Origin of the sequence: Reichenbachiella sp. MALMAid0571 (assembly GCF_040151475.1) — a bacterium.
Classification (GTDB): Bacteria; Bacteroidota; Bacteroidia; order Cytophagales; family Cyclobacteriaceae; genus CAXBNB01.
The window spans coordinates 54,445-79,915 of the sequence record NZ_JBDKWG010000130.1 but is presented as its reverse complement, the minus strand read 5'-3'; the positions used below and the strand labels follow the sequence as shown (position 1 = coordinate 79,915).

Below are 25,471 nucleotides of genomic sequence, written 5' to 3'. Positions count from 1 at the left end.
GGCAACTGTTTAATCCTTTTGAAACAGTCTCTTCAAGTATTGATTAAACTAAACCCCTAGTACAAATGAATTACCCGATTATTAAATCCTCAATTGCTTTTTGTTGTTTGACTTTCTTATTGGCATGTACGAGCGACATGGAGAAATTACCTGAGTTAACTTATACAGGTGTAAAGCCAAGAGTACAAAATCCACTTAGCCCTGAAGCATCCCAAAAACACATACAGGTTCCTGATGGTTTTGAAACAGTACTCTTTGCATCTGAACCGGAGATAATCAACCCTATCGCCTTTACATGGGATGAAAGAGGCAGGCTTTGGGTGGTTCAGTCTCAGGATTACCCTCATGGATTGAATAATGATGTAGGTGGGGATCGCATTACGATTTGTGAAGACACCAATGGTGATGGTAAAGCAGATAAATTTATTGATTATGCTACTAAGCAAAGCTTATCTACTGGTATAGTCAAAGTAAAAGGTGGGGTGATTGTGGCTCAAGCTCCTGACATAGTATTTCTGGAAGATACTAATGGAGATGATAAAATGGATAAAAGTACTGTACTTTTCGGTGGATTTGGTACGTTCGATACACATGCCGGTCCTTCATCACTTCGCTATGGTCAGGACAATTTGATTTGGGGTTCGGTGGGATATTCCGGGTTCGAAAATCAATTCGAAGGAAAAAGTGTGGAATTTAAAATGGGGGTTTACAAATTCTCAAAGGATGGAAAGTTTTTTGAGCCGGTAGGTCGTTTCAACAACAACACCTGGGGGCTGGGTATCAGAGAAGATTTTGAAATATTTGGATCAACTGCCAACAACAACCATGCGTGTTATGTCGGTATTCCTTTAAGACATTATGATTACTTATCTAAAAGGCCTACATGGGCGATCAATGCAGATTTTATTCAGGGGCATTATAATATTACACCTGTTGATACGATACCATTGCAACAGGTAGATGTGAGGGGTGGATATACTGCAGCAGCAGGTGCGAATTTTTATACCGCAAGAAATTATCCTAAGGAATACCAAAACCAAATGTATGTCAGTGAGCCAACCGGACATTTGGTGCACCTTGCAAGAATTGAAGAAAGTGGTGCAGGGTTTAAAGAAGTAGATGGAGGCAATATTTTCGCAAGTACTGATGCATGGACTGCTCCTGTATTTGCTGAAACAGGTCCTGATGGAAATCTTTGGATTGCCGACTGGTACAACCCGGTAATCCAGCACAATCCTGATAAAAGGGGAATGGAAAATCAGATTTGGAATGCTGACAAAGGAGAAGGAAATGCACATCTCAATCCACTTCGGGATAAAGGACATGGAAGGATTTATATCATCAGACATGAAGATGGTGATGATTCGGATATTACCGAAATTGATCCAAATGACAATGAGGCATTGATAGAAGGGCTTGAAAGTGACAATATGTTTTGGCGCATTACAGCCCAACGTCTGATTGTGGAGGGAAACAAAACAGATTTGATTCCGAAATTAATCGAATTGGCGGGCAGTGATAAAAACGAATTTAGTGGAGCACATGCTCTATGGGCATTGAAAGGCTTAGGGGCTTTGGACGGTGCTAATATGGAAGCGGGCAGTGCTGCGATTGAAGCTTTATCCAGTAAATATCCTGCAGTGAAAAGAGCTGCACTATCGTTGCTTCCCAATTCAGAAACTGGAAGTGAGGAATTGGCAAAATCTACGTTGATTCAGGATGCTAATTTGCATATCAGGTTGGCGGCTATACTACGTGCCGGGGAACTTCCGGAAACAGACCAACTTTCTAAAGCCATAGCAGTGGCTGTCGATAATCCTGCAAACATTGCTGATAAATGGTTGAAAGCGGCGATTAAGATTTACTATCGCGAGCTCAACTATGAAACTGTAGATGCCGCCTCTGTAGATATGCTGATTCCGTCGGCTGAAGAAGCAAAGGTTAAATGGCAATATACTGAGGGACAACCAGCAGATGATTGGTATGCGGTAGATTTTGATGATTCCTCATGGCAAAACGGAAGGTCACCTTTTGGTGGAAAAGAAACGTTTGGCGTTAGAACGCCATGGAATAAATCGGATATTTGGCTGAGAAGAGAAGTAACACTTGATGCAGCGATAGTTGATCCGGTATTGAAAGTAATGCACGATGATGGTTACGACGTTTATGTAAATGGTCAGTTGTTGATTTCAGAAGGAGGAGTAAGCAAACCCTACAAGTTTGTGAAACTGGATGCTGAATTGGGCAATCTGTTCAAAGCGGGAAAAAATATAATAGCTGTTCATTGTCATGACGGAGGTGGAGAGCGATACATTGATGCGGGCATAGGCAAAATTGGGAAACTGAAAGCTGACCTAAGATTGAGCCTGAATACTGTGAATCAGGAAATGGCATTTGACAAAAAAGTACTGTATGCCACAGCCGGACAGACAGTTGAAATTACTTTGAACAATGTAGATCAGATGCCCCACAATCTGGTGGTGATCCGTCCCGGTAGTCTGGCTGCATTTGGCAAAATGGTTGATAGTTTTGTGACCAATCCTGAAGCCGCAAAATCCGGATATGTACCGAAATCAAGATATGTATTAGCAGCTACTGAGATGATTGAATCGGGCAATAAAGGTTCAATTCTCTTCAAAATTCCTGACCAGCCAGGACGATATCCTTATGTCTGTACTTTCCCTGGCCATTGGACTATGATGCAAGGCGAGATCATCGTTACTGCTCCCGGTACTTATATTTCTAAAGATCCAAACGCAAAAAGGGTGTCCATGATGGGCGGAGGAGGCTCACATGAGTTTTTGAAATACTTTGGTGTACAGGATGGGAAATTATTGAGTGAGGGAGGTAAAACGACTGTTACTTATACCGAGAGCTCCACTCAATTTGGAGAATGGCTGGATGAGACGGATATTCTTTACATCTGTAACAACAAACCAATTGACGATAAAACCCGTGAGAAAATATTCTCACATGTAGATGCAGGAAAAAGCATGCTGATCTTTCACCCAAGTACCTGGTACAACTGGAGAGACTGGCCGGAGTACAACAAACAACTGGTAGGAGGAGGCTCTGAGTCTCACGAAAAACTACAAGAGTTTGAAGTGAGAGTGCTTAAGCCGAACCATCCGATTATGAAAGGTGTTCCTTCGAGATTTAGGATTACCGATGAACTGTACAGATGGAAAAAAGATCCTGAGGCTGTTGATATAGAAGTGCTGGCAATCGGCAAAGGACTTGAGTCAGGAGAAGAATTTCCTGTGGTGTGGACTGTAAAACACCCTAAAGCCAAAATTATAGGCAACACTTTAGGCCATGATGAGCGTGCACATGATTTAAAAGCTTATCAGACCATATTGAAGAACAGCTTGCAGTGGGTGAAGTAGGATAATGATTGTCAACACATGAATATTTTGTATGTGTTGGTGTTTTTTATCTACTGTGAAATAGTATTATAAGGGTGGTTCTAGGAGATTTCTACAGAAGTGACGTGAAATATTTGGCTAAAAACTACAATCATGATCAGTTCTGAACCGTCTGGAAAACTTCGGAAAGTTCTGTCCTTTTAATCTATAAAATTCCTCTGGGCTCTGCCCCAAGGTGAAAACGGAAAAGATTGAAAAACGGTAGGTTTTTCATAAAATAAAAATACTCCGCTTAATACCCCGATGGCTCTGCCTCGGGGTAGTTGATTATATCCATTCAATAAAGTTAAACTTATATTTCTATATGTAGATAACTACTGACTTCTATAGTTTTGTATCTTTTACTTGGAAAATACACGCATTATCGTTTCAGACAAAAATATAAGGCAGCTCAAGACGGAATTTATATCAAGCTCAACTTTGACATAGAATGATAAAAAACACCGAAAGGTTCAAAGAACAATCCAAACTTGAAGAGTGGTTTAACCTGATGTCGCATGGCATCACAGGTCTGTGTGCTATAGGAGGGTTGGTGGTTTTGATAGTATTTGGTGCAAAAAGTGACAAAGAATGGAGCTTGTTTAGTGCCTTGTTTTATGGAACCAGCCTGGTATTGTTATATACTTTTTCTGCCATCTATCATGGCTTGCGACACAAGAAGGCCAAACGTATATTCAATATCCTGGATCATTGTGGCATTTATTTGTTGATAGCAGGTACTTATACGCCAGTTCTGCTTATTACCATCGGTGGTACTTTGGGATGGATATTTTTCGCTGTACAATGGGGAATGGCACTTGTGGGTATTCTGTTGAAGGTTTTCTTTACAGGTAGATACAATTTGCTATCCACTTTGATGTATGCTGTAATGGGTTGGATTGTGATTTTTAAAATAAATCTTGTAAAATTACTTTTGCCAGAATCGGCATTTTGGCTGTTGGCTTCTGGAGGTTTGGCCTATACCATCGGAATCGTTTTTTACATTATTGACTACAGGATGAAACTGGCTCATTTTATTTGGCATTTGTTCGTGATGGCTGGCAGTATTTTACATTTCTTGATGATGGTGATGTATATTTTTAGATAAAAAAAGCTGAAGAGAATTAACCCTTCAGCTTTGTGTTTTCTATAAATTAAGTCTCTTTCATTATAGTCCGGCAATCAAATCTTCATTTCTTTTGATATACCCAAAATCTCCCTGTGGAGACTTTTTAGCCAATTCCATTGATTTTTTAGCAGTTTCTTTCGCACCTTTTTTATCTCCCAATTTGGCTTGTATTAAGGCTTTGGTATGTACATGCCAGAATTGATTTGCGTTCTGACCTTCAGCAAGGTACAGGTTCATCCATTCAAGAGCTTGTTTTAAATCCTTTCCGGTAGTCAGGTAGTAGTTGGCTGCAGAAGCATAGTTTGCTACATTCACTTTGGTTCCTTTAGCAATAGCTTTCATCACCTGATCATCAAAAGAAACTGTTACAGGAATTTTTACGGAAGTATTTTCCCAAGCCATTTGAATAAAAGCTGACTGGCTGTCATCGCTGATGTCACTGATGTTGTAGGTTAGAGTACTTACTGCCTCTGTAAGCTTTGTGGGCTTTACTGATGCCTTTAGTGCCGTTTTAGCTTCATCATAGGCAGATAAGTTTCCTCCCATAGATATATCGGTATAGAAATAGACTGTCCATTCATCTTTTCCCGGAGTTGCCAATAGTAAATATTCGCCTGCTGCCAGGCTTTCATTTCCTATTTTCACGTCATCACTAAATTTCACTATGGTTCCGGCATTGGCACCAGCACGCCACATCACTCCATAAGGAAGTAAAAAGTCGTCTCCATTTCCGAATATTTTTCTTCCTTTGGTCTGAGGTCTTGAGTACTTGATTTCAATGTCGGTAAGTCCTACTTTCCCCGAAACTAATCCAGCCGGGCTGGGAGCAGGTATAGTGATTTGTGCGATCGAGCTAAAACTGAATAACATGAGGGCAATAGCAAGGTTGATCTTCATTAGTTTTGTTTTCTTCATTTGATTAAATGTTTGGTTTTTAAATTACGTGATACTTATACGGCTTCTCCCCGGAGTAGTTATTAAAAATGATTTGATTTCAGATGGTAACAGAAATAAAACTTAGCAGGGGATATTTTTACAATGACAATGTAGTAGAAATAGCGAAGGACTTGATAGGAAAAGTTCTTGTAACCAATATTGACAGCCAGGTTACAAAAGGCGGGGTACAATGACATTAATAATGGAAAAAACGAACGTAATTATGTGTCCGACAGGGGTGCGTTTACGTTTAAATTTTCTCAATACCCATTTCAAAGATTTAGGTTGTCCTGTTTACATTCAATCTCTAATTTGGTATTCCTCAACCTTCAAGCATTACTGTATATTGAAAAATCAATTTTCAACTTTAATGCTGACTTCTAAATAAGAATCTAAAAGAATTCTTAATTCTTCACTACTTGGTTTTGGAGCATTTCCGTGAATAAGATTTCCTTTCTGATCGAATAACAAATATCTGGGGATAAAATCCACATTAAATGTTTTCTGTAGAATAGGAAGATCAAGGCTATCAAGTTTATAACTATTCAATTGATTGAAACGAAGATATTTATTTTCAGCCCATTTCCATTTTTCTTTATCAGTGTCAACTGAAATGTGAATTGAAACAACTTTCCTTGTTGCATAATCCTCTATAAGATTATCTAAAGCGGGCATTTCTTTTATGCTTTTTAAACACCAACTCGCCCAAAGATCGATGTAGATTAGATTTCCTTTGTTTTCCAGCAAGAGGCTTTCAAAATTATATGTTCTATTTAGATTGTCAGAGATTAGCCAATGAGTATTAAAACTCTGATCAAGGTTGTATTTTGAATATAAATAGTTTGACCAATTGCGGTTTATTGAGTCTTTTAGAAATAAATCAAGAGCGTCTCTTCCTTGTTCCACGGATGAAGATTTTAGCAATTGCTCTACATGTTTAAACAGCAGATGTTTATTAAAAGTCTTGTTGTAATGATTCTGATTCAACACAGAAGTGAAATCTGTATTACTAGTAATAGCATCAAATACATAATCTTGATAATACTGGGTTATGAAATCATCATGAAATGTATAAAAAGAAAAATCAGAAGTAGAATCTGATGAGGCGTTACTAATCTTGGATGTTATAGCTTCAACGCCTTCAGTTTTGGAAAAGTTAACCTTATCAGACTCATACAATTTCAATTTATCAAATGAAAATTGATTTTTCATTTGATAAAAATCAGCAATCTCGTTATTAATAATTTCAAACGTTGCTAGGGAGTCTATATAAGTATGTTCTTTTTTAATCTCAATAAAGGCCTTCTTCTTTAAAGTTTGCAGTTCTTCCGATATGATGTTACCAAATATGGGATTAATTCCATTGTTTGCTGTTTGCCAATAGTAATAGTAGCTTTCAAGTGACGAGGGTTTATCTCCATATATATCCAGTTGTTTGTTGTTCTCAAAATTGCTTTCATATTTATTAGCCTTACGATTCAATATTTCAACAACAGGCCATTTGCCTTTCAATTCTATAAGTACACTATCCCCATTTTTTAAGAGAAAATGTCGTATAACTTTTTCTTTATCTTGATAGGCAATATCTAAATGTTTTCTAGAGGTGTAAATCACGCGTTTTTGTTCCCCAAATGGATTTATGACATGTGGTATCATCTGATCATCCATATACTTTATAGATGATCTTTGATCCGAGAATGTTGATTCATTTTTGACGTTTTGAAATATTAAAATGACTTTATTTGATAAGGGGAGGTTTTCTTCTGAACACCCACTTAATAAACCGATCAATAAAGCTAAGGTAAAAAAGTGCCGTATTATCTTCGCAATGCTTGTCATATTTATTGATCAGGTTTATTTTCTCGAAATTGATCTTCCAGAGGTTGGTGTTTTTCAATGTCGGTTCTTACGCCTTGGTTTAATGGGTGTTTCTTGATTAAAGGCGAACGATACCAAAAATCAAGATCTAAGGTAGAGCGTTTATAACTTGTTGGATCATTGCGATCGTTTTCGTCTTTCGATTTGATCTTTTTAAATTTTTTGATGTTCACCTTATCAAACCAAAAAGTATGAATATCATACTCCTCATCGTCAAAATCTTGATTGATAAAGAGATAACTAAAACTTTTAATATACTTAGGGTAATACCTTCCATATTGCTTTTCAAATTTTACATGTTCCTGACTTATTAAAGGTTGGTTTTCAAAACCCTTAGAGAATTGCATTTCGACAATCGCCATGTCATTCGTATTGATTTTTAAATAAGTTTTCCCAGAAGGTCTTTTTATAGGGAGAGTTGGCTCCCACCTAATAGCTATTTGATAGATAGTATCGCCTTTTGAAATAGATATATCCATTAACTCAAAGCGATAATGGTCTATGTTTTTTTTCATATTTTCGATATTAAAGAAAGCGTTTTCTCTACTATAATTACGGATGAAATTACTTAAATACAGTTTATTGAGGGGGTTACTAGCTTTATTAAGTTTTTGAGAAATACCTCTATTGGTTTTATCAAAGATATTTAATGCCATTGTATCTATTTCACCCCAGTCTTTTGTTTGTCTGAAGGATTCAGTCGTTATTCTGATAGCTTCAGATGGAGTTTTGTAATTATAATCATCTAAAGCTATTGCAGCCTCCTCAAGACGAGTGTATTGTTTACCCTGAGTAGAAACTTTCCTATACAATCCTTTTAATTGATGTGCTTTATTGGGATAATTTTTTGGAATGCTGGCGATAGCCGATAGTACAAAGCCTTTTAGGTCATAACCCTGAGACTCAACTAAAATTTCATTAAGGACAATGGATTGTTGATCCAAATGGAAACTGAGTGTGTCAAATGTATAGTTGTAAAATGAAGGAGGTACTTCCTTTTTTGCAAAACCGATACGAGATATAATTAAAGTATCATATAGTAAGGTTTTCGAAAAACTCAAATGAAAAAAACCTAAACTATCAGTTATACTACCGATATGCTCGTTATTTTTTAAATAGCAATGAGCACCAGAAATTGGCCTTTCTGAATGCGTGGATCTTACATGACCCGAGATACTTTGTCTTACTTGAGCATGTACACAATAGTTCCAAAATATCAATACTAAAAGAATTGACAGCTTCATTTTTGATGATATTAATTTTTTAAAAAAGTTGTTTCTAATCTCATTTGTACAATGGTATTTAACTTTCATCAAGTATTTTGACGGTTTTAATAAACAAGAAACGTCATTTGTATAGGATAATTGTTCGCTTCAAAATCATGCTTTCGAGCTTAACTTACTATTCGGTTTTTTGTCGTAAGTCCACATCTGATGTAGCCTTATTCTGGCGATTTTATTTGAATGGAAATGAAAATGTAAGCAAATCGTAAGAAATCAATAGTGACAAATTTTAATCTTTGTTCAAAGAGGATTAATTTAGAGTGAGAATTTAAAACCAGCCCATGAACCATATACTTTGTCCGATAGATTTTTCTGAAACATCATTGAATGCTCTTGAATATGCTGTGTCCATTGCAGAGCGGCATAAAGCTGACCTGTCATTGATTTATGTTTTCACCGAAGAGTATTACAATGAGCATTTGACCGAAGGGGTTAAAAATTATGAAGAATATGAAGAGGAGTTTAAAGCAAGACTTGGAGTAATATGTGATGAAATAAAGAACGATAATTTTTCTACCAGCTCGCACGTGATTAGTGGCAATTTTTTATCTTCTGTTCAGAATTTCATTGCAGCAAAGAAAATTGACCTGATTGTTATTGGGACAAAAGGAGTGAGTGATGTTTTTGATATGATGGCTGGCAGTAACACCATTAAATTGCTTGATAATCTGGATATTCCAATTTTGGCTGTTCCCAAAAAAGCAACTTTTAATGGACTGAAAAAGATTGTGTACGCTACCAGTTATCAGGAAGAGGACAAAATTGCCATAGGTGAATTGGTTAAGTTTTCTTCTCCGTTCAATTCCGATATTACTATTCTACATTTGTCCAAGAGGAACAATTTGATTGAAGAGGCACTTTTGTCTCATTTCAGGGAAGAGTTGGAAGGCTTTGTTAATTGTGAAAATATTACTTTTGAGAAAAAGACTTACAGTGAAAATATTACTCTGGGAATAGATACTTATATGATGGAGGAGAAAAGTGATGTTTTAACTATTTTGATGGAAAAAAGAAATATTATAGACAGGCTTTTCCATAAGAGTGTGACCAAAGAACTTTCTTACCTGATGGATTTTCCTTTGCTGGTTTATAAAAAAGAGAAGTATTGAAAAGTATAAAACAACTGAGTTTTTTGGTTCGTTCAGTGTTAGTCCATAGTTGATTGATATTCCCTCTTATACTGCAAAGGTGATTTCTGGGTGATTTTCTTAAACTGTCTGTTGAAATTTGACAGGTTGTTGAATCCACTTGAATAGCAGATTTCGGCTATGTTTTGTCTTTCTTCAGAAATAAGCTTACAGGCATAACCAATTCGGATTTCATTGAGGAAAGAGGAAAATGTTTTCCTTGTGCAAGACTTAAACAACCTGCAAAAAGAATTAGGAACCATATTGGCAATTCCTGCCACCTCATCCAAGGTAATGTCTTTTTTAAAATTCATCATGATATACTCATGGACTTTGGTAATCCTTTCTGTGCCCGAAGTATTGTTTTTCATCATAAACCCCGGACTAGCCAACAGTCGGTATTCTTTTGTAGCTGAAAGGATATCAAGAATAGAGAGTAGTTCAATAATTCTGGATGAGCCTTTTTTTGAAAGTATGGAGTGCATCTTGGATTCCACTATTTCACGGGTTTTGCCTTCAATTTTCATTCCACGCTCAGATGTTTTCAACAACTGTTTTACCAACGCCATTTCCGGCAGATCAAAGAAACCATTACCTAAAGAGTCTTCTGTAAAATGGATGACAATGGCTTCTGCCTTGAGGTCATCATTTCCCTCGTAGTATTGGCTGTCATTGTTATACACATGGGGTAAATTCGGTCCCATCAAAACCAAATCTCCATCCGTAAAATTTTCGATTTTATCTCCAACAATCCGTTGGCCAGTACTTTTTACTACCAGCACCAGTTCGTACTCAGGATGGTAATGCCAGGGAGTAAGGTAGTATGGCAATACATCTTTGAGTACCACGAATGAAAACTTCGGTTCTAAGGTTAATTTTTCCAGTATTGGTTTCATGTGGAATGAGAAGAAAACTAACTGTTTAAAACCGATCTTAGATATTTATTATTGAGTACATAGCTCTCAAACATGTCGTCACCTTTGGGCACAGCACCCTCGATCATCACCCATCCTTCAAACCCAATGTCATCTATCGCCTTGCGCACTTCTTTAAAATCGACTAGCCCTTTACCAAGAAGAAATCCGTTTTCTTTGGCGTGAAACTCACAGATATTGTCTTTTCCCAGCCACCTGATTTCTTCATAGATGTTATATCCCATTTTGTTTGAGTTGGCTACATCATAATACACTTTTACATTTGGAGAACCTACTGCATCAATGATTTCCATGTGCTCTTCAGCACTCAGCCATGATTCAATACCCAGAATAATGCCTTTATCCTCTGCCTTTGGTGCAACTTTTTTTAGCCGTTTAATTACTTCTTTAGTTCCTTCTTTATCACCTTTTAGATCTCCATTGTTGAAAAAGGCCATTAACACAACCTTACATCCCATAGTTTGAGCTACATCGATGCTGTCACTGACCCATTGTTCTGCCCGCAAATCCGATTTATATGGGATAGAATTCATTTCGCCAATAGCGATACCACCGATAGCTACTCCATGCTCCTTTGATGCTTTCTTATATAAATCCTGTACTCCCCTTTGCCTTAAATGCATGTCATTTTTCAATGTCCCGAGACTAATCTGAACCCCGTCAAGGCCAATCATTTTTCCTGTTTTTATTGCATCAACATTGCTGTGCTGATGAATAGACCAATCACATGCCCCAATTTTGAGTCGGTTAGATTTATCCCGAGCAAAGGGTTGATAAATGTTAATATAGCTTAATCCAATTAACCCAATTGATGATTTTAATAAATGTCTTCTGGAGATCATGGTGATGAAAGATTTGATGGTGAATAAGTAATACTAATTTAAATCAAAATTATTATAATAAAATGTTAACATCATAACTGCTAAATATTTTGTATTTATAGTTAGAATAGTATCATTTTATAAGGTATATAATAAGGAGATTTGTTGGACAAATACAAATCACATGTTTTTAAAACTACAATTATCTCAACTGCTGGCCGGAATCATTTTACCGTCAATGATTTTGGTGAGTTCCTGTGAAGACACCAGAAAACCTTCCTACGAAGTTCCTGAGTTAGATGTTAAAACTACAACCAGTAATGGTTTTGTCTTACCTGAGGGATGGGAAGCCACACTTTGGGCTGAATCTCCCGACCTTTACAATCCCACCAATTTGGATGTGGATGTCAGGGGCAGGGTATGGGTAACGGAGGCCGTGAATTATCGTGGTTTTAACAACAAACCGGAGGATCGCCTGGCATTTGACAAGGGCGACAGGGTCATGATTTTGGAGGACACCAATGGAGATGGTATTTGTGATTCATCAAAGGTCTTCGTTCAGGACAAAGATTTGGTGGCACCTTTGGGGGTTGCTGTTATTGGTAATAAGGTATTGGTTTCTTGTGCACCTACTCTATTCGTTTATACCGATGAAAATGGAGATGACGTGCCAGATAAAAGAGAAGTGTTTCTTACAGGTTTTGGAGGTTTCGATCATGATCATAGCCTTCATTCTATTGTCGCTGGCCCGGATGGAAAGTGGTATTTCAATACGGGAAATGCAGGTCCTCATGTAGTGACAGATAAATCTGGCTGGATGTTGCGTTCGGGTAGCGTGTACACAGGTGGCACTCCCTACAACAAAAGTAATGAGCCTGCTCAGGTGAGTGATGACGGACGAATTTGGGTTGGAGGTTTGGCTTTGCGCATTGGTAGCGATGGGTCTGGGTTAGAGGTAGTAGGACACAACTTTCGAAATGCCTATGAATTGGCACTGGATTCTTATGGAAATATGTGGCAAAACGACAATGACGATCAGGTGGAAACATGCCGTACCACCTGGCTAATGGAAGGTGGAAATGCCGGATATTTCAATGCGGATGGCTCAAGGACGTGGCAGGCAGACCGCAAACCGGATCAGGATATATTTACAGCCCATTGGCATCAGAATGATCCGGGAGTAATACCAGCTGGCGACAATACAGGGGCTGGTTCACCAACGGGAGTAGTGGTCTATGAAGGAGATGCCTTTGGTTCACAGTTTCAGGGAATGCTCCTAAGTGTAGATGCCGGTAGAAATGTAGTTTTTGCCTATCAACCAAAACAGGATGGTGCTGGTTTTGATCTTAACAGACGAAATCTGGTGACCTCAATGAATAAATCAACTGAGGGATATATTTGGCATGAAGTAGATGGAGATACAAGAAAATGGTTTCGGCCAAGTGATGCCGCAGTGGGAACTGATGGTTCAATTTTCATTTCTGATTGGTATGACCCTGTAGTAGGTGGGCATAAAATGATGGATAGCGTTGGGTACGGAAGGATATACAGGATTACACCAAAAGGTGTGAATCTAAAACCACCAAAACTTGATTTGAATACTACAGAAGGTCAAATTACTGCTTTACTAAACCCGGCTGTCAATGTGAGGAACCTAGGGTTTGAAAAACTCAAAAATCAAGGTGCTGCTGTCTTGCCAGATGTCGAAAAAATATTAAAATCAGACAATCCTTACCATCAGGCCAGGGCAATTTGGCTTTTGACTCAACTCGGAGATGATGGTGTTTCTGTTGTGGAAAATATTTTAAAAATAGAACCCAATTCCAGGCTAAGAGTTACGGCATACAGGGCTCTTAAAAATCGAAAAGAGTCATTATTGAAATATGCAAAAATAGCTGTTGATGATCCGTCAGTAGCCGTCAAAAGGGAAGTGGCCATTTCTTTAAGAGATGTGCCATGGGAAAAATGTGAACCTTTTATTGAGGAATTATTTCAGAATTACGATGGTAAAGACCGTTGGTACCTTGAGGCTTTGGGAATGGCATTTGAAGGTAAGGAGGATCAAGCTTATAAATACTTACTGCCTGACCAAGGGAAGCTATCGGCATGGTCTGATGCATTTGCATCGTTGGTGTGGAGACTGCACCCAAAGTCGTCTATTCCTTTATTAAAGGAACGAGCAATGGCACAAAACGTACCGGATAGCCTTAGAAAAATGGCTGTGGATGCGCTGGCATTTATTCCCGATAAGGAGGCTGTTGCTGCCATGATAGAATTGGGACAAATGGAAAAAGGAACTCCAGTCAGTGACCTGGCAAACTGGTGGCTTGGTTTTAGAAAGAACAATGACTGGTTTGCTTTATGGGATTGGGAGAGTTTGGAGAAAAGTGAAACTTTTGAAGTCCCTGAAGAAATAGCGTTGTTGCAAAAGAAGTTGCTGAATGAATCTACACCAAATAATGAAAGAATCGAGGCAGGAAAGAAAATGGCTGGAGATGTCATTGGAGGCCGTTTGTTGATCAGCTTAGCTTCCAATAAACAACTTTCAAATGAAATGATTGCCGCTATTTCGTCTGAAATATTTAAAAATCCTGAAATGGAAATCCGTACTCTGGCCAGTGAATATTTTATAAAATCTGGAGGAAAGCAACTATCGACTTCTAATATCTCTGCTTTAAAAGGTGATATTGTTTCAGGTGAAAAAGCCTTTATGACCAAATGTATTACTTGTCACAAAATTGGGGATAAGGGGATGGATATTGGGCCGAATTTATCCGGAGTGGGTGAGAAATATGATCAGGCAGCATTGCTTGATGCTATTATTAACCCAAGTGCAGCAATTGTTTTTGGTTACCAACCTGTGATGGTCAAAACAAAAAGTGGACAGGCTATTTATGGTTTTTTGCTTTCCGAAGGGGAAACTACCGTGATCAAAGACATGACAGGAAATCAAACTGTCATTCAATCAAATGACATAGAAAGCAAGAAGCAAATGGACACCAGTATCATGCCTGATGCCGTTGCTTTAGGCCTTAACGAACAAGGATTGGCTGACATTACTACTTATTTATTAAGCCTAAATTAAATGGAACAAAAAAATCAATTGATACTGCGGATTTTATTACTCTTTGTCTTTTTCTGGAATGCAACTACCCTTGTATTCGGACAGGAAATGGTTGTTAAAAACCCTTTTTTTGCATTTAACTCAGGGGTTAAAAGTGGTGGGTTCGATACGTTCGAGCAACAAGCCACATTACTTCGAAAACTAGGATATGATGGAGTGGAAAAAGAGGGAATAGAAGGTTATAAGGAGATGCAGGAGGCTGTAGAAGGTAAAGGATTGAACATCTACACCAATTATTTGAAGGTTGACCTAGATGATCTAGATCAACCCTTCGATCCGGATATCGAATCCATATTTAAAATGGTAGAGGGAAAACCGACGATGATTTGGCTTTATGTGGTGAGCAAGCAATTCAAACCATCTTCTCAGGAGAATGATTTAATGGCTATACCTATTTTTCAGGAAATAGCCGACAAGGCTGCCAGATATGGAGTAAAAATCATGTTGTATCCTCACATCAATTGCTGGATAGAATGTGCCGAAGATGCCATAAGAGTGAGTGAAAAAGTCAACAGAAGGAACTTTGGTATGACTTTTAACCTTTGCCATTTCCTTGCACATTCTTATAGGGAGAAAATAGATCCTGTAAAAAGATTTCCAGAACTGGCAAAAGAGTCTATGCCGTATTTATTTGCCATAAGTTTTAACGGGGCTACAGCTACGCCTACAGACGACAACCATATCTGGGATTCATTTATTCAGCCACTAGGCGATGGAAATTATGATTCCTATCTTTATCTGAAAACTTTTCTGGATTTGGGCTTTAGTGGACCGGTTGGACTGCAGACCTATGGGATCAAACAACCCAGTGATGTTCATTTGAAAAAGTCAATGGATACATGGAAAAAGTATATGCAGAAGTATGCTAAGAAAATGCTTGGACACAATTGAAACTATAACATTTAGCTATATACAAAACATGAAAGGCAATAAAATAACCATGTTGGGTTCAGGTCTGATTGGCACCTTTTATACCATGACCCTGCACCAGCAAAGAGGAAGGGACAGAGTTCAAACGGTTTATTCCAGATCAGAAGACCGTGCAAAGGAATTTGCTAAAACCTGGGATATTCCCAATTGGGAAACGGATATGGCAAAGGCCATACAAAATGATGATAGCAATGTGGTAGTGGTGGCATTGCCCAACAATTTGCACAAGGAAGCCATCTTATTGGCAGCTCAGGCAGGAAAAGACATTTTATGCACAAAACCTCTGGGAAGAAATGCTGCTGAGGCCAAAGAAATATTGGAAACAGTAGAAAAAGCTGGAGTTTTCCATGGTTATCTTGAAGACCTGGCTTACACACCCAAAACACTAAAATCTTTGGAGTCGGTAAAAAATGGAGCTATTGGTGAAGTCCTCTGGACACGGTCAAGGGAAGCACATCCCGGTCCTCACAGCGATTGGTTCTGGGATGCAGAACAGTCTGGAGGCGGTGCTATTATCGATATGGGCTGTCATTGTATTGAAATCGGCAGGAACTTCATTGGCAAGGATATCAAACCAGTCAAGGTGATGTGTTGGGCAGCAACGATGGTAAAACCCATTGCGGCTGAAGACAATGCCATTGGATTGATTGAATATGAAAATGGTGCAATCAGCCAGTTTGAAGTAAGCTGGACCTACCGTGGTGGTATGGATCTGAGGGATGAGGTTGCCGGAACAGAAGGCAATATACGTCTTGATCATTTTTTGAGGACCGGTTTTGAAATGTACAGTGACAAGGGTCAGAAAGACTATGTGGCAGAAAAGGCCGAAAAACAGATGGGGTGGTTGTTTCCGGTTGGAGATGAAGTGAATGCACTGGGATATACTCACATGTTCACCGATATGTTTGATGCTATGGATCAGAGTCGGAAGCCAATGGAAGATTTCTATGACGGATATATTGTGAACGAAATAATGGATGCGTGTTACAGGTCAATCAAATCAGGTCAGTGGGAACCTGTCGCCTTAGAAATATGGAGGGGAAAAACCAATGTTGACAAGCTTCAACAATTCATAGACTATGACGAGCAACACTTTCTGATCAAAGAAGAAAAATTGCCTGATGGCAGAGACAAAGTGATCATAAAACACAAGGCGACAGGGGTATTGACTCAGAAAATAATAGAAAAGAACTAGTATGTTAAGGAACAAGGGTTTAGTCATTGTTGGAGGTACCACAGGGCTCGGATTGTCCGCTGCAAAGGCGTTTATCAATCAGGGAGCAAGGGTAGTAATTGTGGGCAGGAAAGAAGAAAGCTGTAGAAGCGCTGAAGAGGTTCTTGGAAAAAGTGCTTTGGCTATATCGGGAGATGCAACTGATCCCAATACTGCTAAGCGGGCAATAGAAGTTTGTGAAGAAAACTTCAATAGCTTCGATGGACTGTACCATGTGGCTGGTGGCAGTGGTCGAAAAATGGGTGATGGGCCACTTCATGAAATATCAATTGACGGGTGGAACAAGACATTGGAATTAAACCTCTCATCATTGATGCTCTCCAATCAGGCTGCTATACGTAAGTTTTTAGAGTTGGAGAAGCCGGGGGTTGTACTGAATATGGGTTCTGTTTTGGGTTTTTCTCCTTCACCGGGATTTTTCACTACCCATGCTTATGCGGCAGCAAAATCAGCCATCATTGGATTTACCAAATCAATTGCATCATACTATGCAAAAAACGACATTCGAGTCAATGTAATTGCCCCGGCACTGGTAGAAACACCTATGGCACAACGTGCTGTCAATGATGAAGAAATTTTAAAATTTATAAAGACCAAACAACCGCTTGATGGAGGCAGGATAGGCCGACCGGAAGACCTGGATGGGGCTGCCTGTTATTTGATGTCGGATCAATCTGGCTTTGTCACAGGTCAGGTATTATCTGTTGATGGTGGTTGGAGTATAAGCGAAGGACAATATTAATGGAATCAGATAAAGTCATAGGGATAGATGTCGGAGGCACCAACATCAAAGGCGTTCTCATCAGTAGGAATGGTGAAGTCTTGGAAAGTGTGGTCAGGGAAACCGATAAAAAGGGAAGTGCTTGGAAAGACACTGTTTACGAAGTTTTAGCCCACCTTCAGATAAATGTAAAAGGTGAAATTCCTTGTGGGCTATCAGCACCAGGAATTTCCAATAAAGCACATGATGCCATTGCATACATGCCCGGAAGATTGGAAGGTTTGGAAGGATTTAATTGGGCTGATTTTTTAGGAATGAAATCAGTGAAAGTGCTAAACGATGCACATGCGGCATTGTTGGCGGAAGGTACTTTTGGCACTGGAAAAGGAGTATCGAACCTTGTAATGCTCACATTGGGAACAGGAATAGGTGGCGGTATTATGATCAATGGAGCTATTTATGAAGGCTTTCATGGCTTAGCCGGACATTTCGGGCACTTCTCATTGGATGCCGAAAGTAATGAGCTTGGCATAACCAATATACCAGGCACACTCGAAGATGCTTTTGGTGAATCATCCATCGTGCGGAGAAGTCATGGCAGGTTTCAGTCAGTCTGTGAACTGGTTGATGCCTATGTAAAAGGGGATCACTTCGCTACTTATTTGTGGCTCAAATCAGTTCGAAAGTTGTCTATTGGGATTTGTTCTATTTGCAATGTGTTGTCACCGGAAATGATCGTCATTGGCGGTGGTATTTCCAATGCAAATGATGCCTTATTTGACCCCTTAAAGTCTTTTATGGATTTGTATGAATGGCGTCCCGGAGGAATAGAAACCAAAATAGAAAAGGCTCAATTCAGTGAATTTGCAGGTGCCATAGGTGCGGCAACATTTGCTTTTCAAAATCAATAATATAAAATACATGAGTGTAATAGCAGAGTATATCAATAAAAGTAAAGGTATTGCGGATACCATTTCCCTTCAGGAAGAAGAAATAAAAAAGGCTGCACATTGGTTTGCCGATACCATTTTAGCAGGCAGAATGGTGCATTTGTTTGGGTCAGGACACAGTAGAATTATGGTGGAGGAAATGTGGCCGAGGTATGGTTCTTTTCCAGGTTTCAATCCGATAGTCGAACTTTCGCTTACATTTCATAACCTGGTAGTTGGTGCCAATGGACAAAGACAAGCTATGTTTCTGGAAAATGTGGAAGGTCTGGCAAGTCGTATCCTAAGAAATTTTGATTTGAAAGAACAGGATACTGCATTGGTGATTTCTTCCAGCGGATGCAATGTAGTGCCGATAGAAATGGCCGAAGAATTCCAAAAAAGGAACATCAAAGTGATAGCTTTAATTACCAAAGAACATTCGGCTCAAAGTACAAGTAAAAGAAAAGACGGCAAAAAGCTGAGTGATTTTGCCGATCTGATATTGGATTCTGGTGCGCCGTTAGGTGATGCAATGGTCAAAATTCCAAATCTGGAAACTCCTGTAGGACCTGGCTCTTCAGTTGGTGGAGTTTTATTGATCAACTGCATCAAAGTAGAGGTGGCGAGGTTGCTTACCGAGGCAGGGCATCCACCGAAGGTGTTGAGCAGTGCAGCCATAGTTGGTACTGAAATGGCTACTGCACTTTTCGAAAGTGCATACGATGAACATGCCCATCGACTGGCAGAACTGTATAAAAATGTAGGGAATTCATGATATCAGAAATTTTCAACTTTAATGTCATACCTGTTTTGTTCGAAACGGATATTCTCGTAATCGGGGCAGGATCGGCTGGTTGTGTGGCTGCTTTGGCGGCTGCTGAATCTGGTAAATATGACGTGGCATTGGTTGAAAGGTATGGATTTCCAGGGGGTACATCCACCCAAATGTTGGATACTTTTTATGGCTTTTTTACTCCGGGAGAAATGCCAAGAAAAATAGTTGGGGGAATTCCAGATAGGATCGTAAATGAACTGAATGCTACTGGTGATATTTTCCTCCGACCAAATACCTATGGGGCAGGCACAGGCGTAAATTACAATCCAGAACGTTTGAAATATGTTTGGGATAAATTGATTGTAGAGGCGGGTATTAATTACCTGTTGCATACCACATTGATTGAAGTATTGTCGGAAGAAAATGAACGCAGTACATGTGTCTTTTGGACAAAAGGTGGTTTTTATAAAATCATCGCCAAAAGGGTAATCGATGCTTCAGGAGATGCGGATTTCAGCTATTTGTCTGACTATGGATTTGAACTTGCCGGAGAAAATGAACCAGCACAGAGCTTGACAACTACTTTTAGAATGAGCAATGTAGATTTAGGCTTATTCGAAAAAGCAGGAGGAAGAAAAATGCTCAAAGAAAAGATGCATGTTTCATTCGAAAGTGGCAAACATAATTTACCTAGGAAAGATGGTTCTGTTCATGAAATGTGTCAAACTGGCTGTGTCTCTACTGTTGCTGTAAAAGTCACGGATTTGAAAGGATTGGATGCAAGAGATTTGACGTTGGCAGAAATAGAAGGAAGAAGACAATCGTATACCTATGAAGATTTTTTTCGAGAGGAAATACCCGGATTTGAAGGGTCTAAAATCATAGGATTATCCAATCAGATCGGAGTAAGGGAAACACGAAGGGTCTATGGATTGGAACGATTGACCAAAGAACATTGCATGCAACGTAAGGTTCCTGAAGACAGTATTTTTCTTTGTGGCGCACCTATTGAAGACCACCGAAAGGGAGATAATGGTGAGGATGAAACTTATTGGCAGTACATACCAAATGATGGGGTATATGGTGTGTCTTATGGCACCATAGTACCCAAAGATAGCAAGCGGAGTTGGGTGGTTGGCAGGTGCTTTTCCGCTACTCATGATGCCCATGCTTCATGCCGGTCTATGGCACAAACCATGTCGATGGGGCAGGCAGCCGGGTTGGCTGCTAATCTCTCATTGGATGATGATACCGGATCAGATGCTGTAGATACGAACAAACTGAGGACAGCACTTCTTGAGATCAATACAGTGTTGGAAGTACCTCATAATCTTGCTGATACATCCCGAAATGGGTGGTCAAATAATTTTAAATAAAGTTAGTCTTATAAACCTAAGCAATCATGACAAATCACCCAATTAGAACCACCGTTATTGGCAGTTATCCATTTCCCGGATGGCTGGAACATGCCACTCAAAACCTTGATCAGTTTGGAGGAGCTGATATCGAAGAAATGATAGAAGATGCAGTGATTGTTGCCATTCACGATCAGGTCTCCTCGGGTTTGGATGTGATCACGGACGGTGAGCAAACCCGGATTGATTTTAATTTGTCGTTCTACGGTTTTATCAAAGGGATAAAGGAAAATACCGAATCCATTCGGAAATGGGGGCCGCCAGCACATGATCAAAGAGGCAAAAATGAAATCATAGAAGAACTTACAGCACCCAATGGATTGGGTGTGGTTGAAGAATTTGAGCGATTGAAACGGCTTGCACCTGATGGGCCAACTCTCAAAGCGAGTATTCCCGGGCCTTATACTCTGAGCGGGCGATTGTTGCCCAACGGGATGTACAAAGACAGATGGGCAATCACAGAGGCCATCCTGCCTTTTGTTCGTCAGGAATTGGAAGACCTGGTGGCTGCTGGTTGCACAGAGATCACAGTCGATGAACCTTCCATGAGTTGCTATGCCTATAAAGAAGACACCAATCGTTTTGTCGATATTTTCAATAGAACTGTAGAGCCGATTGTGGGGAAAACCCGCTTATCTACGCATTTGTGTTTTGGCAATTTCAAAGGGCATGCCGTTGGCTATCGGAAAATCGCCAATATGTTACCTGCGTTCTTAGATTTTAAAGTAGATGAAGTCCATTTGGAAATGGCAAACAGGCAATTTTCAGAAATAGAGCTGGCAGCCGAATTTGCAAAGAAAATGGATGTAGCCATTGGTATTGTTGATGTGAAAAGCTACTACATCGAAACTGTAGAAGACATTGAAGCCAGCATTAAATTGTGCCTAAAACATGTACCTGCCGACAAACTATCAGTAGCACCGGATTGTGGATTGAGCCAGACAGCCCGATGGGCAGCAAAGAAAAAGCTCAATAGCATGGTAGCAGGAGCAAAAAAAGTAAGGAAACAATTGTAAGCTTATGGAATTGATCAAAGCTCTAAGGAAAAACGAAGAATTGCTGGAAGATATAAAGCAAGCCAGCGAGGATCAAAGCTGTTTTCATTTGTGGTGGTTGGGACAAAGTGGTTTTTTAATCCAATGGAAAGGGAAGCATTTGCTGATTGATCCTTACTTGTCCGATTCGTTGACCACTAAGTATGCAGCGACAGAAAAGCCCCATGTACGGATGACAGAATTGGTGGTAAACCCAGCTCATTTGGATTTTATAGATGTGGTTACTTCCAGCCACAACCACACCGATCATTTGGATGGAGATACTTTGATTCCTCTGATCAAAGCCAATCCAAACATTCAAATGGTAGTGCCGGAAGCCAATCTGGATTTTGTAGCCAATCGGCTTGGGATGGACAAGGAGTTTTTCGTTGACCTGAATGACAAAGAAACAACTGAAGTACAAGGCTTTACGATTTCAGGTATTCCTGCAGCTCATGAGCAACTTGAACGGGATGAAAAGGGTTGTTGTCGGTTTATGGGTTATATCATTCAGTTTGGAGGTTTCAGTCTTTACCATAGTGGTGATACGATTTGGCATGAAGATATAGTGGATGCCCTTAAGCGTTTCAAAATTGATGTTGCCATATTACCTATCAATGGTAGCGATCCCCAAAGAAAAGTAGCTGGAAATCTGAGTGCCGAAGAGGCAGTCCGTTTGGGGAAAATAATAAATGCGAAAATCGTTATTCCCTGCCACTACGATATGTTTACCTTCAATACGGCAGATCCGAAGGAGTTTGTAAAACAAGCAGCGTTGAAAGGACAGGGGTACAAAGTAATGCGGTGTGGTGAGAGATGGAGTAGTACCGATTTAAAGTGAGTGGGATCCTCGAAAGTCGAGTAGAGAAACGTCACTACGAGTCTATCTGTCAACAAACAGGGACGAAGCGATCTCTTTTTAAGAAGACATAATTTGTACAGTGAAAGACTGTCACGCTCCGCTTGCAGTGACGTTTCTATTGTCATCCCTACTTTGGAGGGATCTTTTTAGCTTATTGCAAGTCAGCATAAGAGATATCTCCTTCGTCGAAATGACAAAGGAGATATACTAGGAATGAGCTACTAAAAGGAAGGTGAGGGGTATTTCTCATTGAAATGAAATTTAAGCATTCATAATTTATTAACAAATGAGTTTTATTAGAACAGTTTTGGGAGATGTGGATGCCGAAGATATCGGGATCACCTATTCCCATGAGCACATCATTATTGATGAAAGCTTTGCAACCTTGGAGAATCCTGATTTTCTACTGAATGACGTAGAAAAGGTCTCTAAAGAATTGAAAGAAGTGTTTCATTTGGGAGGAAGGACGATGATAGATGCTATGCCAGCCAATTGCGGAAGAAATGTTTCTAAACTCGTTGAAGTTTCCCTAAAAACAGGCATGAACATCGTCGCTCCGACGGGTATTCATTTGGAAGTTTATTATCCTGACGATCATTGGCGGTACCATTACAGTGAAGACCAATTGACTAGACTCTTTGTCGATGACATTACCCTAGGGATAGACAGAAATGATTACGCTAACCCACTAGAAGTGGATAGGACTGAACACAAAGCTGGCCTAATCAAATTGGCGACAGGCGATGATAAAATTACTGCCCATCAGGAAAAAATATTCCATGCTGTGGTGAATGCCCACAAAATCACGGGCGCACCTATATTGACACATACAAACTATGGTGCATTGGCAATGGAGCAGGTAGAACAGTTCTCCAAGCTAGGGGCAGACCTTTCCCATGTGGTACTTTCGCATGTGGATCGCTACAAAGACGTGGGCTACAACCGGGAACTTTTGCAGACAGGTGTAAATGTAGAGTATGACAGTGCTTTCCGGTGGTCGATGGGAAAGGAGAACTGGACATACAAACTATTGGAAGCCTTGCTTCCGGAGTTTCCAAATCAAATCACCGTAGGTATGGATGCCGCCAGACACACCTATTGGAAATCTTATGGTGGAAATCCGGGCCTGATATTTCTATTGACCACTTTTGTAGATGAACTGGAAAAAATAGGTTTATCTCAATATTTCAATGATCTTTTTGTCAACAATCCAAAAAGGCTGTTTGCTTTTTCCTTAGGTACATCATGGTTTTAAGTGGAATCAAGGAAAGTCGGAAGTGATGCCATGACTATCACCGAGGTATAGTGTTACTACTGATTTTGCAGCCACTTATAGAGTCATGGCATCACTCTATCCTGAGTCTAGTTTTTTTTGAGATAAATGGATAAATTACTTGAATGGATGTTTTATAGTAATAGGATTTACTTTTTTGTTTTTAGCGCAAATTCAATAATAAGATAAAAGTTTTATTAAATGACAAAATATGAATTAGTAGCAATTACAATAGCCATTTTTAGTGGTTTAGGAACTTTTATTGCATGGATGATTAATCAAGAACGTCTTAATAAAATAGAAAAACAAACTGCAATAACTAACCAGATTGCTCTTCAAGCAAATGAACTTTCGCATACTGCAAACCTTGTTTCGAAACAAGGATTTCAAGCAGAAGTCAACAAATTTAAATCTCAGAAGTTGGAGAAAATAGTCAAGGAACTTGATCAGCATGTAAAAGATTACAAGAAGTACAATGTCATTACTTCTGAAAGGAGGGATAGTATGCTTAGAGGGTTGATGCTTTATCTTATTGATTTGAACAAGTATAAAGTTGGTCTTTTCGAAAATCATGAAGTTACAGATATAATTAATAACTTGATTAAAAATGTTCATGACTTCTTCAATAAAAGTATGGAATATGAAATTGCCAATGAAGATTTTAAGCAAATAACTGGTGCCAATAATTTGACCGTACTATTGGGGATTAATAAAGACCCTAAAATGCAAGCTACAGCCGAACGCAGATCAATTTCATATAACAAATTGAAGGACATATCAAAACTCATTGACAATCAATCTAAAGTCCTATTGAGTAGTATTACCACGGAATTACATTCTGCTTTACTTCATGCTTCTAAACCCCACTAATCCACTAGTCCTAAGATATCATCATAGCAGTCAGTTTAAGGTTATAACTACTTGATATAGATCAAGAAAAAGAAATAATACTAAAACATAATTACTTATGTCTTAGTGATTCTTCACTCCGTTCCCAATGATAAACAAATTATGAGTTTAGGAATCATAGAAGAGCAGAGTCTGAGAATAAAAAGAAAAATTTCTTAAATTTGATATAAATTGAGGTATATGACACGAGAGGTATTAATAAAGAAAACGATAGACAATTTAGCTAAGCTCCCTGACCAGAAATTAAAAGAGGTTTCAGACTTTGCGGAATTTCTTTTAAATAGAATTGAAAATCAATTATTGACTGAGGGAATTCAAAAGTTAGTGTCTGACTCCAAGACATATAAATTTCTAGAGAGAGAAGAAGATCTTTATACAGTAAACGATCTAAAAGAAAGGTATAAATGAATAAAGGTGACATTGTACTGATACCATTTCCATTTACAGATCTTTCAGGAATAAAAAATAGACCCGCTCTTATTCTAGTTGATTGTAAATCAGACATTACTGTATCATTTATAACGACTCAAATAAAGTGGCAAGAGGATTTTGATCTCAAAATTGAGCCAACTCAGGCAAATCGACTAAAGAGGACATCATTAATAAGATTAAGTAAACTCGCTACAATTGACAAGGATTTAGTAATTGGTAAACTAGGTGATTTATCACCAGACGAATTAGTCAACGTTGACAAGAACTTGATTCGAATATTTAAGCTTGGACAGTAGGCATCCTTCACAAAAAATTGTTTG

22 protein-coding genes are annotated in these 25,471 nt (G+C 39.0%); 17 read left to right on the top strand and 5 right to left on the bottom strand.

Going from position 1 to position 25,471, the window contains the following annotated elements; translation table 11 throughout:
• The first annotated feature begins 65 nt into the window (after positions 1-65).
• Together AAOP42_RS11725 and trhA are read left to right on the top strand one after the other, a co-directional pair.
• A complete protein-coding gene (locus tag AAOP42_RS11725) occupies positions 66-3,386 on the top strand; it encodes a PVC-type heme-binding CxxCH protein (protein WP_349528704.1) in 3,321 nt (1,106 codons plus the stop codon).
• A gap of 469 nt (positions 3,387-3,855) precedes the next feature.
• A complete protein-coding gene (gene trhA, locus AAOP42_RS11720) occupies positions 3,856-4,512 on the top strand; it encodes a PAQR family membrane homeostasis protein TrhA (RefSeq protein WP_349528703.1) in 657 nt (218 codons plus the stop codon).
• A gap of 60 nt (positions 4,513-4,572) precedes the next feature.
• Here trhA and AAOP42_RS11715 read toward each other — a convergent pair whose 3' ends face one another.
• Entirely contained in the window at positions 4,573-5,448 is an 876-nt protein-coding gene (locus AAOP42_RS11715; RefSeq protein WP_349528702.1) for a DUF2911 domain-containing protein, read from the bottom strand.
• A gap of 83 nt (positions 5,449-5,531) precedes the next feature.
• Here AAOP42_RS11715 and AAOP42_RS11710 point away from each other — a divergent pair, with 83 nt between their 5' ends.
• Positions 5,532-5,663, top strand: coding sequence for a hypothetical protein (locus AAOP42_RS11710; RefSeq protein ID WP_349528701.1), 132 nt, complete (start codon positions 5,532-5,534; stop codon positions 5,661-5,663).
• Positions 5,664-5,823: 160 nt separating this feature from the next.
• Here AAOP42_RS11710 and AAOP42_RS11705 read toward each other — a convergent pair whose 3' ends face one another.
• On the bottom strand, positions 5,824-7,308 hold the full coding sequence (locus AAOP42_RS11705) for a TlpA family protein disulfide reductase (protein WP_349528700.1): 1,485 nt from the start codon (positions 7,306-7,308) through the stop codon (positions 5,824-5,826).
• A 2-nt stretch (positions 7,309-7,310) separates the two neighbouring features.
• Positions 7,311-8,660 (bottom strand): carboxypeptidase-like regulatory domain-containing protein, encoded by a 1,350-nt coding sequence (locus AAOP42_RS11700; protein ID WP_349528699.1) that lies wholly within the window; start codon positions 8,658-8,660, stop codon positions 7,311-7,313.
• 251 nt (positions 8,661-8,911) lie between these two features.
• Between AAOP42_RS11700 and AAOP42_RS11695 the strand changes: the two genes are divergently transcribed.
• Positions 8,912-9,739, top strand: coding sequence for a universal stress protein (locus tag AAOP42_RS11695; RefSeq protein ID WP_349528698.1), 828 nt, complete (start codon positions 8,912-8,914; stop codon positions 9,737-9,739).
• Positions 9,740-9,777: 38 nt separating this feature from the next.
• Here the strand turns inward: AAOP42_RS11695 and AAOP42_RS11690 are convergent, their stop codons facing one another.
• Both AAOP42_RS11690 and AAOP42_RS11685 read right to left on the bottom strand, forming a co-directional pair.
• Positions 9,778-10,653 (bottom strand): AraC family transcriptional regulator, encoded by an 876-nt coding sequence (locus AAOP42_RS11690; RefSeq protein WP_349528697.1) that lies wholly within the window; start codon positions 10,651-10,653, stop codon positions 9,778-9,780.
• 17 nt (positions 10,654-10,670) lie between these two features.
• Complete coding sequence (locus AAOP42_RS11685) at positions 10,671-11,534, bottom strand: sugar phosphate isomerase/epimerase family protein (protein WP_349528696.1); 864 nt, start codon at positions 11,532-11,534, stop codon at positions 10,671-10,673.
• 163 nt (positions 11,535-11,697) lie between these two features.
• On the opposite strand from AAOP42_RS11685, the gene AAOP42_RS11680 reads away from it, so the two are divergent.
• From AAOP42_RS11680 to AAOP42_RS11620, 13 genes are all read left to right on the top strand, one after another.
• A complete protein-coding gene (locus AAOP42_RS11680) occupies positions 11,698-14,598 on the top strand; it encodes a PVC-type heme-binding CxxCH protein (protein ID WP_349528695.1) in 2,901 nt (966 codons plus the stop codon).
• Positions 14,599-15,528, top strand: coding sequence for a sugar phosphate isomerase/epimerase family protein (locus AAOP42_RS11675; RefSeq protein WP_349528694.1), 930 nt, complete (start codon positions 14,599-14,601; stop codon positions 15,526-15,528).
• A gap of 28 nt (positions 15,529-15,556) precedes the next feature.
• Positions 15,557-16,762 carry a Gfo/Idh/MocA family protein gene (locus AAOP42_RS11670; protein WP_349528693.1) on the top strand — a complete coding sequence of 402 codons (1,206 nt, stop codon included), beginning with the start codon at positions 15,557-15,559 and terminating at the stop codon, positions 16,760-16,762.
• A gap of 1 nt (position 16,763) precedes the next feature.
• Positions 16,764-17,543, top strand: a complete 780-nt coding sequence (locus AAOP42_RS11665) for an SDR family NAD(P)-dependent oxidoreductase (protein WP_349528692.1) — start codon at positions 16,764-16,766, stop codon at positions 17,541-17,543.
• Positions 17,543-18,433, top strand: a complete 891-nt coding sequence (locus AAOP42_RS11660; RefSeq protein ID WP_349528691.1) for an ROK family protein — start codon at positions 17,543-17,545, stop codon at positions 18,431-18,433. Before AAOP42_RS11665 ends, AAOP42_RS11660 begins: the two co-directional genes overlap by 1 nt.
• A gap of 10 nt (positions 18,434-18,443) precedes the next feature.
• Positions 18,444-19,226: a sugar isomerase domain-containing protein gene (locus tag AAOP42_RS11655; protein ID WP_349528690.1), complete on the top strand. Its 783-nt coding sequence runs from the start codon at positions 18,444-18,446 to the stop codon at positions 19,224-19,226.
• Positions 19,223-20,602 carry an FAD-dependent oxidoreductase gene (locus AAOP42_RS11650; protein ID WP_349528689.1) on the top strand — a complete coding sequence of 460 codons (1,380 nt, stop codon included), beginning with the start codon at positions 19,223-19,225 and terminating at the stop codon, positions 20,600-20,602. Before AAOP42_RS11655 ends, AAOP42_RS11650 begins: the two co-directional genes overlap by 4 nt.
• A gap of 26 nt (positions 20,603-20,628) precedes the next feature.
• Positions 20,629-21,657 carry a methionine synthase gene (locus tag AAOP42_RS11645; protein WP_349528688.1) on the top strand — a complete coding sequence of 343 codons (1,029 nt, stop codon included), beginning with the start codon at positions 20,629-20,631 and terminating at the stop codon, positions 21,655-21,657.
• A gap of 4 nt (positions 21,658-21,661) precedes the next feature.
• Positions 21,662-22,516, top strand: coding sequence for an MBL fold metallo-hydrolase (locus AAOP42_RS11640; RefSeq protein WP_349528687.1), 855 nt, complete (start codon positions 21,662-21,664; stop codon positions 22,514-22,516).
• 307 nt (positions 22,517-22,823) lie between these two features.
• Positions 22,824-23,792: a phosphotriesterase family protein gene (locus tag AAOP42_RS11635; RefSeq protein ID WP_349528686.1), complete on the top strand. Its 969-nt coding sequence runs from the start codon at positions 22,824-22,826 to the stop codon at positions 23,790-23,792.
• A 219-nt stretch (positions 23,793-24,011) separates the two neighbouring features.
• Positions 24,012-24,680, top strand: coding sequence for a hypothetical protein (locus tag AAOP42_RS11630; RefSeq protein WP_349528685.1), 669 nt, complete (start codon positions 24,012-24,014; stop codon positions 24,678-24,680).
• Between the two features lie 219 nt (positions 24,681-24,899).
• Entirely contained in the window at positions 24,900-25,127 is a 228-nt protein-coding gene (locus AAOP42_RS11625; RefSeq protein WP_349528684.1) for a hypothetical protein, read from the top strand.
• Positions 25,124-25,447, top strand: coding sequence for a type II toxin-antitoxin system PemK/MazF family toxin (locus AAOP42_RS11620; RefSeq protein ID WP_349528683.1), 324 nt, complete (start codon positions 25,124-25,126; stop codon positions 25,445-25,447). The genes AAOP42_RS11625 and AAOP42_RS11620 overlap by 4 nt, the downstream gene beginning before the upstream one ends.
• Positions 25,448-25,471: the final 24 nt, after the last annotated feature.

Excerpts from the sequence above, each read along its gene's own strand:
- AAOP42_RS11725 (WP_349528704.1), top strand. The coding sequence starts at position 66 with ATGAATTACCCGATTATTAAATCCTCAATTGCTTTTTGTTGTTTGACT.
- trhA (WP_349528703.1), top strand. The coding sequence starts at position 3,856 with ATGATAAAAAACACCGAAAGGTTCAAAGAACAATCCAAACTTGAAGAG.
- AAOP42_RS11715 (WP_349528702.1), bottom strand. The coding sequence starts at position 5,448 with ATGAAGAAAACAAAACTAATGAAGATCAACCTTGCTATTGCCCTCATG.
- AAOP42_RS11710 (WP_349528701.1), top strand. The coding sequence starts at position 5,532 with ATGGTAACAGAAATAAAACTTAGCAGGGGATATTTTTACAATGACAAT.
- AAOP42_RS11705 (WP_349528700.1), bottom strand. The coding sequence starts at position 7,308 with ATGACAAGCATTGCGAAGATAATACGGCACTTTTTTACCTTAGCTTTA.
- AAOP42_RS11700 (WP_349528699.1), bottom strand. The coding sequence starts at position 8,660 with ATGAAAGTTAAATACCATTGTACAAATGAGATTAGAAACAACTTTTTT.
- AAOP42_RS11695 (WP_349528698.1), top strand. The coding sequence starts at position 8,912 with ATGAACCATATACTTTGTCCGATAGATTTTTCTGAAACATCATTGAAT.
- AAOP42_RS11690 (WP_349528697.1), bottom strand. The coding sequence starts at position 10,653 with ATGAAACCAATACTGGAAAAATTAACCTTAGAACCGAAGTTTTCATTC.
- AAOP42_RS11685 (WP_349528696.1), bottom strand. The coding sequence starts at position 11,534 with ATGATCTCCAGAAGACATTTATTAAAATCATCAATTGGGTTAATTGGA.
- AAOP42_RS11680 (WP_349528695.1), top strand. The coding sequence starts at position 11,698 with ATGTTTTTAAAACTACAATTATCTCAACTGCTGGCCGGAATCATTTTA.
- AAOP42_RS11675 (WP_349528694.1), top strand. The coding sequence starts at position 14,599 with ATGGAACAAAAAAATCAATTGATACTGCGGATTTTATTACTCTTTGTC.
- AAOP42_RS11670 (WP_349528693.1), top strand. The coding sequence starts at position 15,557 with ATGAAAGGCAATAAAATAACCATGTTGGGTTCAGGTCTGATTGGCACC.
- AAOP42_RS11665 (WP_349528692.1), top strand. The coding sequence starts at position 16,764 with ATGTTAAGGAACAAGGGTTTAGTCATTGTTGGAGGTACCACAGGGCTC.
- AAOP42_RS11660 (WP_349528691.1), top strand. The coding sequence starts at position 17,543 with ATGGAATCAGATAAAGTCATAGGGATAGATGTCGGAGGCACCAACATC.
- AAOP42_RS11655 (WP_349528690.1), top strand. The coding sequence starts at position 18,444 with ATGAGTGTAATAGCAGAGTATATCAATAAAAGTAAAGGTATTGCGGAT.
- AAOP42_RS11650 (WP_349528689.1), top strand. The coding sequence starts at position 19,223 with ATGATATCAGAAATTTTCAACTTTAATGTCATACCTGTTTTGTTCGAA.
- AAOP42_RS11645 (WP_349528688.1), top strand. The coding sequence starts at position 20,629 with ATGACAAATCACCCAATTAGAACCACCGTTATTGGCAGTTATCCATTT.
- AAOP42_RS11640 (WP_349528687.1), top strand. The coding sequence starts at position 21,662 with ATGGAATTGATCAAAGCTCTAAGGAAAAACGAAGAATTGCTGGAAGAT.
- AAOP42_RS11635 (WP_349528686.1), top strand. The coding sequence starts at position 22,824 with ATGAGTTTTATTAGAACAGTTTTGGGAGATGTGGATGCCGAAGATATC.
- AAOP42_RS11630 (WP_349528685.1), top strand. The coding sequence starts at position 24,012 with ATGACAAAATATGAATTAGTAGCAATTACAATAGCCATTTTTAGTGGT.
- AAOP42_RS11625 (WP_349528684.1), top strand. The coding sequence starts at position 24,900 with ATGACACGAGAGGTATTAATAAAGAAAACGATAGACAATTTAGCTAAG.
- AAOP42_RS11620 (WP_349528683.1), top strand. The coding sequence starts at position 25,124 with ATGAATAAAGGTGACATTGTACTGATACCATTTCCATTTACAGATCTT.